Source organism: Pseudoalteromonas sp., from assembly GCF_041629635.1.
GTDB lineage: Bacteria > Pseudomonadota > Gammaproteobacteria > Enterobacterales > Alteromonadaceae > Pseudoalteromonas.
On record NZ_JBFKMX010000104.1, the window covers coordinates 1 to 13,561 of the forward strand.

Sequence of the window (13,561 nt, forward strand, 5' to 3'; positions counted from 1 at the left end):
AATTTAAAGCTAACTTTTGTAAGTTAATTTACACCTTAGCAAGATAAAGGCCTAACCCTGAAGTGAATGTTAATTTGAAGAATTTTCAGATGCAGCTTCATTCATTGAATTGGAAAAAATCTGCCATTCTTGTTCCGCAATGATTTGTTTTGCAATCCCTGAATCAAATACATTATCAAACGTATTTTTAAACCTATTAACCAACTCTTCATCAGAGTTTTTATTTGCAGCCACATAAAGTTCAAGCCCTTGATTCAAAGTAAATATCACGACAAAGGGCGATTTTTTGTGACCTAAAACATTGCTGATACCTTGCACAACATATTCATTAGCATAAATCGCATCTGCTCTCCTGCGATAAACCATTTCCAAAGCACTACGATAATCACCGACTTGAATCAAATTTTTACCAAACTCAAAACCAAGCTCTAACAATAACGCTTCTTCTATACTGTCTCTTACCGTTGCAATTTGTTTATTAAATAAATCAGTCAATACATCTGGTTTAGGATTACTTGAGGAGTAACTGTAAAAGTGATAACGCAATTCTCTCAGCCGCCCTAACCAGATAAATTTATCTTCACGAGCAGGGCTTCGCGCCATAGAAAAAATAAACGTGTTTGGTTCGGTTAAGGCCGTGCGATAAGCTCTTGCCCAAGGCATCACTTTAATATTAGCCTTTATGCCTGCCTGTTGAGCAATATATCTAACTAACGCATAACTGGTACCACCTATCAATTCTCCCTGACCATTAACTACTTGATAAGGAGGCAAACTCTCAGTGACAAAATTTATTGAACTATCCACGTCAGCTTGCGCACTTTGAAAAAATAGTAGAGACAAGCTAAGGCATAAAATTAGGTACGTTTTCATTGTCCCAGAGTAATCAACAAAACGATGGTAAGTCAATGAAATATAATAATATACAAAATACAAATCGCTTCAAATAAATCAGAAACCAAGGAAATTGAGGGTAAATTAGGGAGATCCATTTCCAATATATAATCAATTTCTACATTTGTTGATTGATAAATTAGCACAAAAAATCATTGCTTAAGCCAATACTCTCATTACCTACTTCACTTTAAAGTTTGATAGTAATTCAGTCAGCTGATGCGCGTTTTCTACAACACTATCTAGCCTATCTAAAATTTGTTGTAATTCTGCTAAAGAGGAATCTGAGCTCTCACGCAAATGTTCTATGCAAGCTTCCATATCTTGTTGCATATTTGATTGTTCATCCATCGCACTGGCAATCTGATTAATTGCCTTAGCGACACTATGTTCCAGCTCCTCTGTATGTTGTAGTCGATTCGCAACTTCAACAATATAGCTCCCAGCATGGTTAGTGGTAGACGCACTGGTAGATACATTATTAACAGCTTTTTTCGCAAGTCCTTGTAAAGATTCTATTGTTTCTTCAATGGCTGTAATAGACTCTTGTGTTCGCTTGGCAAGCGCGCGTACTTCATCCGCTACTACAGCGAATCCTCGCCCTTGCTCACCCGCTCGTGCAGCTTCAATTGCAGCATTCAATGCCAGTAAGTTGGTTTGTTCAGCTATATTCTTAATAACATCAAGAACCGAACCGATTTCAGCGCTTTGTGCATTTAACTGCTGCATAACTTCGGCTGTTTCGGCCATATTATCGGTTAATGATTTAATGTCTTGTACTCCGCAGCGCATATCGACGGTGCTTTGTTTAATTTCTTGATCGGTTTCTTGGGTGTTTTTTGCAGCTTGCTCAGTATTCTCACTAATGCTTTTAATATTAGTCGTCACTTGATGAATACTGTTTGTAATTTGTTTAGTCTCATCATGTTGCTCATTTAATTTTTTAGCGATCTTCCCTGTAGTTTCCTTGACATCCTTAATTGCGTTTTCAACAGTATTAGCTGTATTCACAATATTGGAGACAAGCTCCCTAAATGACCCTAAAAACGCGTTAAAGTGAGATGCTAATTCACCTATTTGGTCATGCTCTCCGGTGTCTAATTGTGTTGTTAGATCACCTTTCCCTGAACTTAATTGCTGCAAAGACATATTTAAATTGTTAGTTCTGGATAATACTACTTTCTTAAATAAAGTATGCATTACCAACACAATTAAAATGATAACAAATACCATTGCGCCAATAATTTCAATGCGCGTCGAATTTACTTGTTGGTAGACGCCATCAAGGGGCTTAACCACCTCTAAAACACCACGAACTTGACCTAGCTGCCAATCAGTTTTTGGTGAAGCGGGGTGACTATTGTGACAATCAACACAGCCTTGAGACTGCATAGTATCTGCCATAGCGACACGCAATACGGGTTTACCATTGAACTGTTGTTCACTAACAACGATTGCTGATGGGTCATTTTGTAGTTTATGCCATGTATCTTTTTGAAATTGATCTAGCTTTCTGTTTTCTCTATTGGGGAATGGATACAGACTAAAAAGTGAAAAAGTGGAACCATCCCCTCCTGCCGATAATTCACTTAGCTCATGAACAACAGTTGCAGGTAAGGGAATAACATTGCTGCCGCTGTGATCGTAATTGATCGCTAGCCCAGCTTTTTTTGCTTTGACAACAACATGTTTTGTGTAGTAACCACGTAGCGTTTTAATGCGCTTAACTGTATTTTCAGCATCCCGCGTGCTTGCCCCAATCATTGCTTCTTTTTCCAACTGAGGAAGAAGGTAGGCACCGATACACGCTAACAAGACCAGTAACATAATTATTGGGGTGAGGAATTTTTTAAGCATGATTTTTTCCCTTTACTTAGTTATTTAAGTATAGAAAGCAAACGTTAGTTAACAAATTCTGAATTCATTTTTTCATTGATATCGTTGCATACGTATTCAAGGTGTTGTTTATGTGTAACCGTTTTATTGTAACTAAAATGTGAACAAAAAAATAAAGAGAACACACTATGACATTTCTAAAAAGCGCAATCACTGGTGCAGTAATAATATGTGCACAGAGCACCTTTAACCCAACCATTGCAGCGCCGACCACTTTTGTGCATTTATTCGAGTGGTCTTGGCAAGATGTTGCGAAAGAATGTGAGACATTTTTAGGCCCTCGTGGTTTTGCTGCTGTGCAAGTATCCCCTCCCAATGAACACATTACCGGCAAACAATGGTGGACACGTTATCAACCCGTTAGTTATCAAATTAAAAGCAGAGGAGGCAGTCGTGATGAGTTCATTTCAATGGTTGAACGTTGTAAGGCAGTGGGGGTTAACATTTATGTTGATGCCGTTATTAATCATATGGCAGCAGGCAGTGGGCAAGGGGTTGCTGGCAATCAATTTGGCAACAAAAGCTACCCAATGTATAAGGCTTGGGATTTTCATGATAGTTGTGCAATCAATGCAGAAGACTATGGAAATAATCCTTGGCGCGTACAACATTGTGAGTTAGTCGGTTTACCAGACCTTAAAACGAGCACAGAGTATGTCCAAACAACACTCGCAACGTATTTGAACGAGCTGGTCAATTTAGGTGTCGCTGGTTTTCGCATAGATGCAAGTAAACACATGCCAAGTCAAGATATTGCCAGTATTCTAAGTAGAGTTGATGGACAACCTCTAGTATTTCAGGAAGTCATCGATCAAGGGGCTGAAGCAGTTTCTGCCAACGAGTATTTTAATAATGGCTTAGTAACAGAATTTAAATACACAACTAAACTTGGCGAAACTTTTAAAGGTGGCAAGCTCGCTTGGTTGAAAAGCTTTGGTGAAGCATGGGGAATGATGCCTAGCTATAAAGCAGTTGTCTTTGTTGATAATCATGATAATCAACGAGGTCATGGTGGTGCCGGAAACGTGGTTACTTTTCAAGATGGCCCATTGTATGATTTAGCTAACGTATTTATGTTAGCCTATCCATATGGCTACCCAAAAGTCATGTCGAGTTATAATTTCCATCACGATACAGATGCAGGCGGGCCAGACTATCCTATTCATGATAATGGGAGGTTAAATTGTGGTGCCAATGGGTGGCAATGTGAGCATCGCAAACAAAAAATTGCGGGGGCTGTTAACTTTAGAAACAACACTAACGATGCTTGGCAAGTTTCTAATTGGTGGGACAATGGCAACAACCAAATCGCTTTCTCACGAGGCACTAGTGGCTTTGTTGCCATCAACCGAGAAAGTACAAGTTTAAATCAGCAACTGCAAACAGGGTTAACAGAAGGACAATATTGTGATGCTTTATCGGGAAATATCAGTGCTGATAAACGCACCTGCTCTGGCAAAGTAATTACCGTTGATAGTACTGGCAAAACCTCCATTTCACTAGCAGCAATGGACGCACTTGCTATTCACAAACAGGCTAAACTACTTGGAGAAACTGTCCCGAATAACTGGAAACGCACTGTCATTTTTATTAAAGCGCTAACCCAATCGGGTCAAGATATGTTTATCCGTGGCGGTATTGACCTCACCTATGCTGAACAATTAGGTAAAAACTGTCATCAAACACCCCTCGAATGCATGATAGCTATTCGTCACAATAATTTACGCAATTCAACCACATCGGCTTGGAAGCAAGGAGACCAGTTTTTAGATTGGCTTGGTGTAGAAAGTGGTCAAAGTGAAGGAGCCGAAGGTACACCATTAGATTGGACAACCAACCACTGGCCATCAAATTGGGGACTCCGTAAAACCGTTGCCACCGATGGTTTTGGAGAATCACTTTTAAATCAATGGGGAGCACATTATTGGATGGTCGATATAGATATGAACTGTCAAGATACAATTAACGGTTGGTTTGAAGTGAAAGCATTTGTAAAAAATGGCCAGGGTTGGGAAGGCAACATTAGCCAAGCGAATACACCTTATGCATCACAAAATCATTTTGCACAATGTGGAAAATTAAACGTATTTGAATTTAACCAATCCACTGTGTCCATTTCAGAACTGTAACTCTATTGTCTCTGGGTAGCCACAACGAAGGCTACCCATTATTACTCAAGTACTAGAAGCTACATAGCTAACGTCGTTTTCTCGCAAAGTCCTTAACGCCATTCTCACGCATAACCAACATCACAACCAATCTTATGTGTTCTGGCCGTTTTGCTATTTTTCAATATCCTGATTGAAGTCTATAATCACAGCTACACACTTGTCATGTTGAAGTCTTTATATGCGAACGTTTGTGTCACTTCTTATCATGTTTCCAATAGCGCTGCTAGGTAACACGCCTGAAGTGCAAAAAGAAACCCTGACCGTAAACTATCGTGATTATCGGGGAAGCCATCAGGTGTTAGTTTCTGGCACTCATCAAAGTAGTTATGAATTCAAAATTGCAGATAAGCACTTAGCCCTAGCAACCTTGAATTGGTCGCCTTATATATCACAGAGTATTTGCAAACATGGGTGGATTTTTCAATCGGTTGTCGCGCTTTTACATCGCATTGGATACGGGGCAACAATTACCTATTACCCTTGGAGCCGCGCTGTTTCAATGACGGAGTCAGGCAAAGCAGATCTTCTGTTCCCTGAGTACTTTATAGAGCCAGAAGCTCCTTCAGATGTTTTTCTTGGAACACAGCGGAAAGATCATATTACGTTATCAGAATCGATTGGCTGGGGGCCTATCGCATTTATTTCCAGGAAAGATTACAACACGGAGCATTACAAAGGCCAATTAAGCAACCTTAATAATGAACGCATAGGTGTGGTACGCGGATATCAAAATACGCCTGAATTTGACCGCTTGATGGATCAAGGTAGTTTCCAAATTGTGGCCGCAAAAGATGACCTCACTAATGTTGAGTTGCTCATTAATAATCGGGTTAATTTAATTATTGGCGATCCCGAGGTCATTAAATCTGAAATTAAAAATTCAGATAAATCAGCGGCAGAAAAAAAACAAATGCTTGGTGCTATAAAAGTAATAGATCCTATTATCAAAATGAACGCTTTATTTTTAGCTATATCGAAACGCAGTCAACACTATGAGTCGCTTGTTATTGAGTTGAACAAGGCTATTATCGAGTTTAAAAATCATGGCGTTTTTAGTGAAATTAAATACCTTACCCAATCCAAATGCACCAATGATTAAGTAAGTTCCCCTTTCGAGACAAAGGTGCAGAGAGTAAAAAAAACATCTTATTTTTTAAATAAAAAATAAGCTTGAAGGTGCTTTATGGCCATGTAAAAAGCTGCTCTATCCACTAAGCCGTCACAAATCAATGCCCGTATTATTGCGATTTTACACTTGTATCCTGCGACTAAATTCATATTTCATAAACAAGGTACACTCTATAAGTGTCTGCCTAAATATATCTTACGCCGTATTAAAAAAACTTACTAAATAACAACCTAAAACTGAGATTCGTTTTGTCTTCAACAAGTGGACTGTCCGTTATATTCTCATCAAACAAATTATAATCAATCGCTAATTGGGTAAATCCCCCCCAAAATAGAGGGGTAGAAACTGCAATACCAATTGCCGAGTTGACTGCACTGCTAGTTAGGTATTGAGGCCTGAAACTGGCCGTTTCACGCGCACTAACGCCGTAGTAATAATTGACGTGTTTATCATCTAAGTAACTCAACGAGATATTAGGTTCAATAAACACTGGACCTTTTTTATACGCCCTACTTAATTGAGCTGAGACTTCATAACCGTTGGAATTATTTAGAACATCAAACATCGCTGACAAGGTAATTTTCCAGTCTTGTCGCTCATACTTGATACTTAATCCGGCGTCCATCGAAAACTTACGTTCTTGCATACCAGCAAATATTTCACTATCGGACTCATCAAATCCTTGGAAACGGGGTGCTGCTTGTACTTGAAATTCAATATCATCGAGTTGAAAAAACTCGTAACTGATAAACGGCCCATAAATAGCAAGCTCTTTGTCTCGGTACCCCAATATAGGAAGCGGGATAACACGCCGATTATAGCCTTTATAAATCTCTTTATTTATACCCAAGCCAAATCCATAGAGAAAACCTGTTGGCTCTAGTTGCGCTCTTATATCACCGCGTTCATCGGCATATACAGACCCTATCAGTAAACATGCGAGCAGTGGAATAATTTTTTTCATTATTGTTTATTATAAAGTTAAAAAGTATTTTACGTTAAGTGCCGAAGAATCGTTCACTTTAAAAGCCCATCTCCAAATCCGCGACACATAAAATCAACGATAAATCATTGCAACAATGAAAGTAATCGATTACAAAACATCGGTGGTAGTAACTCATTGACGAACATATCAATTAATAAGTGGAACTATTAAAACAGTTGCTAGCGCCCTGCTTTTTGCTCAAGTAATGATAAAAAATAGAGTAGGCGCTTTCCAATGGCTAACGAGATAATTATCAGGTCATGAATTGTCTACTGAATAAGGGCAAATTTTGCAATATAGGACGTTCATAATAGATTAACTTGAAGACAATCAATTGATAATAAAAGTGACTATCAATTAAGAGAAATGGTGACCTATTTGACGATGCAATACTCGCTTATTTATAAGCTCTAAACCATGTTAAACATGGCTGGCTAAAATAGCTTTGAGTTAGTAACTTTTAATTTTTTATATAACTTAAAATGTATATTTTACTTTAAATTCAATCTCTCTACCTCTCAGTGGATATTCTTGTACAGCCTGCCCACTATTAGGATCAATGCCCAAGCTAAGTGAGCTGCCAACCGCAAGTTTAGAGTCAAATAGGTTAGTAACCTTCAATGACAGCATAACGTCTTGGAGGATCTGGTAGCTCGCTATCACATTCATTCGGTGATTATGTGAATGCTTTACAACCTCAATGTCATCATGCCAAAAGTATTGGAAGTTAAGGTGTAAATTGTCAAAAACATTGTAGTCTAAGACGGTAGTCAGGTGTCTATCGGGTACTAAATACTCCGAGGGAGTAAGTTCCGTTTGCTGTATCAACCTTGAGTTATTCGAAAATAAATGTGTAAACGTCAAGTAAGCCGTTAGCTTATCAGATAATATACGCTTCCATTCTAATTCAATACCTTTCGCTTTATTTGCAGCGATATTGTCTAATTGTGATATATCTCCCGACGTAAAACCAATCAAGTTATCAATATCATTATAAAAATAAACGGCCGAAAAATAATTACAGTCATTGAGGTAACTATACGCGATTTCCGTTGATTTTAACGTTGTAGGATTAAGATTAAAATTACCTTGTGTCAGTCCACTTTCTTCGTCATATAAATCACCGAGCGAAGGAACTCGATATGCTGAGCCATAAATCACTTTGAAAAGATGATTATCAGAAGCTGAGTAGTTCAAAGCAATTCGAGGGTTAAGTTTGTTATCAACATCATTATATTTATCGTAGCGAAGGCCTAGTGTGGTATTTAACTGATCAGAGAGTTGCGATTGAAGTTGTAAATACACACTTGACGTTTCTCTTGTCATATCAAGCACGCTGCGTTGTGAAGGCTCACCGAAAATAGTAAAGGAATTTAAATTTTCAAAATCACCATAAAGATTATAGTTGCTACCCAATGCTGCTCTAGGTAATTTGCTCGTTGTGTATGAAGCGCCAGCATAAAGATGATGATGTTTAGTTATATAGATATCTGAATCTAACGCTAATGAAGATGAGCGGTATTCAACGTCAACACCAAACAAAAAAGGTGCTTGGGTAAATCCGTCAATGTTTAACGGTACGATTTGACCTAAGGATTTTCTGCTCGCTTTAAATAAGCCAGCGGATAAATTGATATTTAAGTTATTTGCAAAGCTATGAGTCACTTTTATCTGATGATTCTCTGAATTCAAATCAAGTTTATTAATATCATTCGCTAAACGGCGAAATAAATAAAATTGCTCTCTTTGCGACTGATTGTAGAAACCACGATAAGAGAATTTAGCATAATCTAAAGATAAGGCGACTTGAGAGGACTTATTCGGATCATATGTCTGCTGATGAATTCCAAACCTATCGAAGATATTATTAAATTCATCACCGTTGTCATCTCTAACATGATAAGCGAGACCTGCTGAAAATTTATCGCTATTTAACCGAGCAGCAAAACTAGCAGAATAATTTAGTTTATTACCACTAGTGAATGAAACGTGGTTCTCGACTTGGGTAATGATATTGACAACACCATTAAAGGCATTCGAGCCATACAATGCGGAACCCGGTCCTCTAATCACTTCAATACGTTGCACATTGGTTAAATCAAAATAACGTACAAAGTAACTTACTCCGCCAGTGTAATCATCATTTATTCTCTGACCATTTAATAAAAACAGCACTGTATTTGCGTATTTTTGCGCATGCCCTCTGGTTATTAAGTATGACTGATTACCTTCAACCGAGTTATACTGAGAGTTGAAGCCAGGTATAAAACTAAATAATTCGGTAAGTCTGCTTACCCCTAAGCGCTCAAGATCACCTTTAGTAAATAACGAAACCGTCGAAGGCGCATTTACCATACTCACTGGCACAGCAGTTGCAATGCTGATATTGGTATTGAGTAATTCTTCCAGTGAAAGTTCAAATAAACCCTCTTCATTTGCATAACAAATATTTGAAAAACAGAAAAGTACCGCCAATAGCGTCGTTATTTTTTTAAATTGCATGGTTAATGGAGATGCCATTATGTCACTCATTATCATTATTGTTTGCTAAGCGTCAGTTGAGGTAGTGTGTTTTTTTGTTAGTTTTATTATTGACTATATCACTATGTAAAACAAAAATATTTTTGATTTTAAACTACAGTCATTATGCGTTGAGCGCGACAAAAGAATTAGTAGACGGCACCCTTAACTATAAATAGCTAAGTTATATTAGCTGAATAAGCAGCTCTTACCTATACTAAGACTTAATCCTTAACATTGTTCAATTGAAGTACGTTATGCGATATTCGATTTCTGCTTTGGTTTTTTTGCTACTGACTTTTGGGTCTTGGGCTGGTAATTCGATACGCATTGTGACAGAAGATTATCCCCCATACAGCTATTTGGATGAGCAGGACAAAGTTACAGGAAAAGCCACTCACGCTGTCACGGCAATCATGGATCAAGCTAAGCTGGCATACACTATTAATCTTTTACCTTGGGCTCGCGCCTATGACCAAGCATCTAAAAATCCAAATCTACTGATCTACCCACTTGTTTATTTAGACTCAAGAAAAGAGATGTTTCACTTTATTTGCCCAATAGCCTACATTTCCGATTTTGCTTTCTATCGGCTTACCTCACGTACTGATATTGACATTTCATCCATAGAAGACGCTAAACGTTATGTGACAGGAGTAATACGTTTTGACTCTATCCATCTCTTCTTGCTTGAATCTGGGTTTGAAGACAGGAAGAACCTAGATGTCGCTTCTAGTGAAGATATCACACTAAAGAAATTACAACACGGAAGAGTTGACCTAATTTATACTTCTAAAATAACGTTAAAACGTCGGCTCAAAGCGCTTGACTTACCAGATGACTTCTTGAGCCCTGTTTATCAAATCCCGCAGTATTCAAAGCAGCCCCTATGTATTGGTCTCAAAAAGGGTTCCGACCCAGAGTTGGTTAGACGCTTAAAACAAGCCCACCAAAAATTTTTAAAAAGAGAATCCAAAACGACATTCTAGACACAATCGAATGCCCCCGAACGCCTTTAATCCATATATTTAGCTTTCAAATTTACAATTTAGGCTTTTTAAATACTTCATCAGCTGTTACTTGCCAGTTAAAAGTACTGTCTGCGATGCTACGGATTTCTCGAAAAAGACTGCCCCCGTTACTGCCATTAGTTAATATGATAATGCCACTTTGAGAATGCAAATGTCCTTCTAGCCATGCCTGATAACTATCATTTGCACCACCATGGTAAAACACTTTCGTTTGTTGCACTGTTTTTATAATTGGTCCTAAGCCATAATGACTGTTTGGTACGCGTGCCATCATATCCTTAATCAGCTCTTGCGGGATAAAGCCGTTTTTTTGGTGATAGCTTTTTATCAGACCGCTTAAAAACAAACCAAGATCATATGCGCTTGTCCACAAACCTGACGCAGCCATTTCAGGCATGGCTTCCCATCCTCTTGGTAAAGCAGTCGGATTGCCGTAACGATTGTGCCCACGGGCAATATTGCCATGACTTGCAGGTAAAGGGTTTAAGAACGTGCTGCGGGTCATACCAAGGGGTGAAAATACATACTTTTCTGCCGCAGCTGGATAACTGAGCCCTGTTACATCTTCGATCATTACTTGGCTCACAGTGGTACCGCCACCGGAATAATCCATCGCACTGCCGGGTGTGAACATTAACCTTACTGCGCGGTGTTTAGCTGGCCACTCGCCATTAAGCGTTTGTAACGCTGTTGGCAATTCTTCTTCGGGTTGAAAATCAGCAAATCCATGTTGGCTAAAGCCTGCTGTATGGGACAATATCGCCCGCAAGGTCACTTTATTCTTTTGACTGAAGCGACTTTGTTCCACGCGCCAGGATTTAAGGTACTTATTAACATCGGTATCTAAATCAAGTTTACCTTCGGCTACTAAACGTAAAATCAATGCCGCGTTAACCATTTTACTGACCGAGCCCACAGAAAACACTGTATTTTCATCTACCGGCATAGACTTACCTGCGAGTTGAGTACCAAAGCCATGGGCCCATATCAATTCACCATTTTCAATAACAGCAACACCTGCACCTGGCACATTTAAATCAGCAAGGCGAGATGACAACATTGTAAGGACATTTGGCTTAGCCGTATCACTGTTTCGACTAGTGAGTTCAAACTCAAAGGCATTAATATTAGTTTGAAATGCTGACTGAGCAATCGTTACACAGCTATAAAACAGAGCAACACTCATACTTGTAATAACTAAAATTCGAACAATAAATAGACTCATAGCTGGACCATATAAACTGAACTATAACCAAGTGTATATTAGTCAACTGGTTCTCATATCACTTTTATGTAACGAATCATGTGAAACGAAATAGAGTAAGACCTCACTCAGTGTGGAATAAATGCTTTCATCTAATCATCCACTAAAATGTCAAACAAAAATTCTCCTTAAATTTTCAGATTTCCACCTCGATTTTACAACGGCTAACCATAGCTTAACCAATTGGTACATGCTAATGAGACCTCTGTAATTCCCACTTTTTCAAATAACATAGTTATTTTAGTGCTTGATTGATTCTGTCAACTTGAACACTTCTATTGCGACCATTTTCTTTTGCATGATAAAGAGCTTGATCTGCAGTATTTAACCAGTCTTGGCTGTTTTTAAAGGCCTCATTTATTTCGGCAATGCCAATGCTAATGGTAAAACCTGTTTGTTGTTTGTCGCTAAAGGTGAGCAACTCTTTAACACACTCCATTCTTATTCTTTCAGCGAGTGATAATGCAGTATTACTGTCGGTATTTGGAAGAATGAGTGCAAATTCCTCTCCGCCATAGCGACCTACCACATCGGTTTTTCTGCTACAGTTTCGCAAGATAAAAGCGAGCCTTTTAATGACTAGGTCACCAGCGGGATGGCCAAAGTTATCATTGATTTTTTTAAAATGATCTATATCGAGCATAATCAGTGAGGATATATGTTGATAGCGCTGACATCGATTGTATTCAAGCTCTAATTGCTCCTGCCAATAACCTCGGTTATAGAGCCCTGTTAGTGCATCTTTACGACTTAATTGCTCCAGTTTAGTATTTGCAAGTTTCAATTCATTGGTAAGCTGTTGTTGCATCCTGATAGCGTTTAATTGTGTTGTTGCATCCATAATTATAACGATACAAACATTGTTCTTTGGCACGAGCTCTATTTCGATGGCAATACTGTCTGGTAATTCTATAATCGGTAAATAGGCAGGCTTGGATAAATCAAGACCAAAAAAATATGGGCATATATCAAAGAATGAATCACCTTTTTTCAATTTAGTATTTTGCATAAACCAAAGTTCAATCGACTCGCTTTCAACAATGCCGTCATATGACAAATTAAAAGCGATTGGCTTGAATTTTTTTTGAATGAAGCCGTTCAATATTGATGATTCAAGGTTTGTCATAATCACACCATTAATTCTGCAAGTTGTCGAAAGGCCGTCTCAACATTTTCACCATTCTTGGCACTGGTATAGAGCATAAAATTAAAGCTTTCTGAAAATAAGCGTATTTCTGATTCAGTGATCTCCCATTCTTCAATCAAGTCTGCTTTATTAACAAGAAAGGCGGTGGGTGGTTTTGGTAGCGGTAACTCAAGAAAAATACGTTGTGCAGATTCAAAAGTTTCTTGCCGAGTGCCATCGACCACTAAAATCAAGCCTTGGCTCATTTTTAGGTATGTTTTGGCTGTCGCAGCTAATTTTTCCTCACCAGCTAAGTCCCAAATAACCAATTTAACGTTTCCATGTTCAAGTGCCACTTCTTTGGTATCAATTTTTACACCAACCGTTGTTTGATATTTCTCAGAGAATATATTTTCAACAAAGCGTCTAGTTAAGCTCGTTTTCCCCACTGAAAAATCTCCTACTACACATACTTTCTTAGTTATCATGTACCCTCCCAAAGAGCCTCTCGTTGAGACTCTGGTCAATTGAAGCTATTTCAAATA

The 13,561-nt window shown here is 38.4% G+C and carries 10 protein-coding genes; 3 read left to right on the forward strand and 7 right to left on the reverse strand.

Annotated elements, in window-relative coordinates; all coding sequences use genetic code 11:
• Window positions 1-69 precede the first annotated feature (69 nt).
• A complete protein-coding gene (locus tag ABYD77_RS13825) occupies window positions 70-807 on the reverse strand; it encodes a substrate-binding periplasmic protein (protein ID WP_372770712.1) in 738 nt (245 codons plus the stop codon).
• Between the two features lie 267 nt (window positions 808-1,074).
• Window positions 1,075-2,751 carry a methyl-accepting chemotaxis protein gene (locus ABYD77_RS13830; protein WP_372770713.1) on the reverse strand — a complete coding sequence of 559 codons (1,677 nt, stop codon included), beginning with the start codon at window positions 2,749-2,751 and terminating at the stop codon, window positions 1,075-1,077.
• Between the two features lie 167 nt (window positions 2,752-2,918).
• Between ABYD77_RS13830 and ABYD77_RS13835 the strand changes: the two genes are divergently transcribed.
• Entirely contained in the window at window positions 2,919-4,919 is a 2,001-nt protein-coding gene (locus tag ABYD77_RS13835; RefSeq protein ID WP_372770714.1) for an alpha-amylase family protein, read from the forward strand.
• A gap of 283 nt (window positions 4,920-5,202) precedes the next feature.
• Window positions 5,203-6,060, forward strand: a complete 858-nt coding sequence (locus ABYD77_RS13840) for a substrate-binding periplasmic protein (protein ID WP_372770715.1) — start codon at window positions 5,203-5,205, stop codon at window positions 6,058-6,060.
• A 235-nt stretch (window positions 6,061-6,295) separates the two neighbouring features.
• On the opposite strand, the gene ABYD77_RS13845 is transcribed toward ABYD77_RS13840, so the two are convergent.
• Together ABYD77_RS13845 and ABYD77_RS13850 are read right to left on the reverse strand one after the other, a co-directional pair.
• Window positions 6,296-7,054, reverse strand: coding sequence for a MipA/OmpV family protein (locus tag ABYD77_RS13845; protein WP_372770716.1), 759 nt, complete (start codon window positions 7,052-7,054; stop codon window positions 6,296-6,298).
• A gap of 498 nt (window positions 7,055-7,552) precedes the next feature.
• Window positions 7,553-9,595, reverse strand: a complete 2,043-nt coding sequence (locus ABYD77_RS13850; RefSeq protein ID WP_372770717.1) for a TonB-dependent receptor plug domain-containing protein — start codon at window positions 9,593-9,595, stop codon at window positions 7,553-7,555.
• A 257-nt stretch (window positions 9,596-9,852) separates the two neighbouring features.
• Here ABYD77_RS13850 and ABYD77_RS13855 point away from each other — a divergent pair, with 257 nt between their 5' ends.
• Window positions 9,853-10,584 carry a substrate-binding periplasmic protein gene (locus ABYD77_RS13855; RefSeq protein WP_372770718.1) on the forward strand — a complete coding sequence of 244 codons (732 nt, stop codon included), beginning with the start codon at window positions 9,853-9,855 and terminating at the stop codon, window positions 10,582-10,584.
• A 52-nt stretch (window positions 10,585-10,636) separates the two neighbouring features.
• Here ABYD77_RS13855 and ABYD77_RS13860 read toward each other — a convergent pair whose 3' ends face one another.
• From ABYD77_RS13860 to ABYD77_RS13870, 3 genes are all read right to left on the reverse strand, one after another.
• Window positions 10,637-11,851: a serine hydrolase domain-containing protein gene (locus ABYD77_RS13860; protein WP_372770719.1), complete on the reverse strand. Its 1,215-nt coding sequence runs from the start codon at window positions 11,849-11,851 to the stop codon at window positions 10,637-10,639.
• Between the two features lie 274 nt (window positions 11,852-12,125).
• A complete protein-coding gene (locus ABYD77_RS13865; RefSeq protein WP_372770720.1) occupies window positions 12,126-13,016 on the reverse strand; it encodes a GGDEF domain-containing protein in 891 nt (296 codons plus the stop codon).
• Window positions 13,017-13,018: 2 nt separating this feature from the next.
• Complete coding sequence (locus ABYD77_RS13870; protein WP_372770721.1) at window positions 13,019-13,504, reverse strand: Rab family GTPase; 486 nt, start codon at window positions 13,502-13,504, stop codon at window positions 13,019-13,021.
• Between the last annotated feature and the right edge of the window lie 57 nt (window positions 13,505-13,561).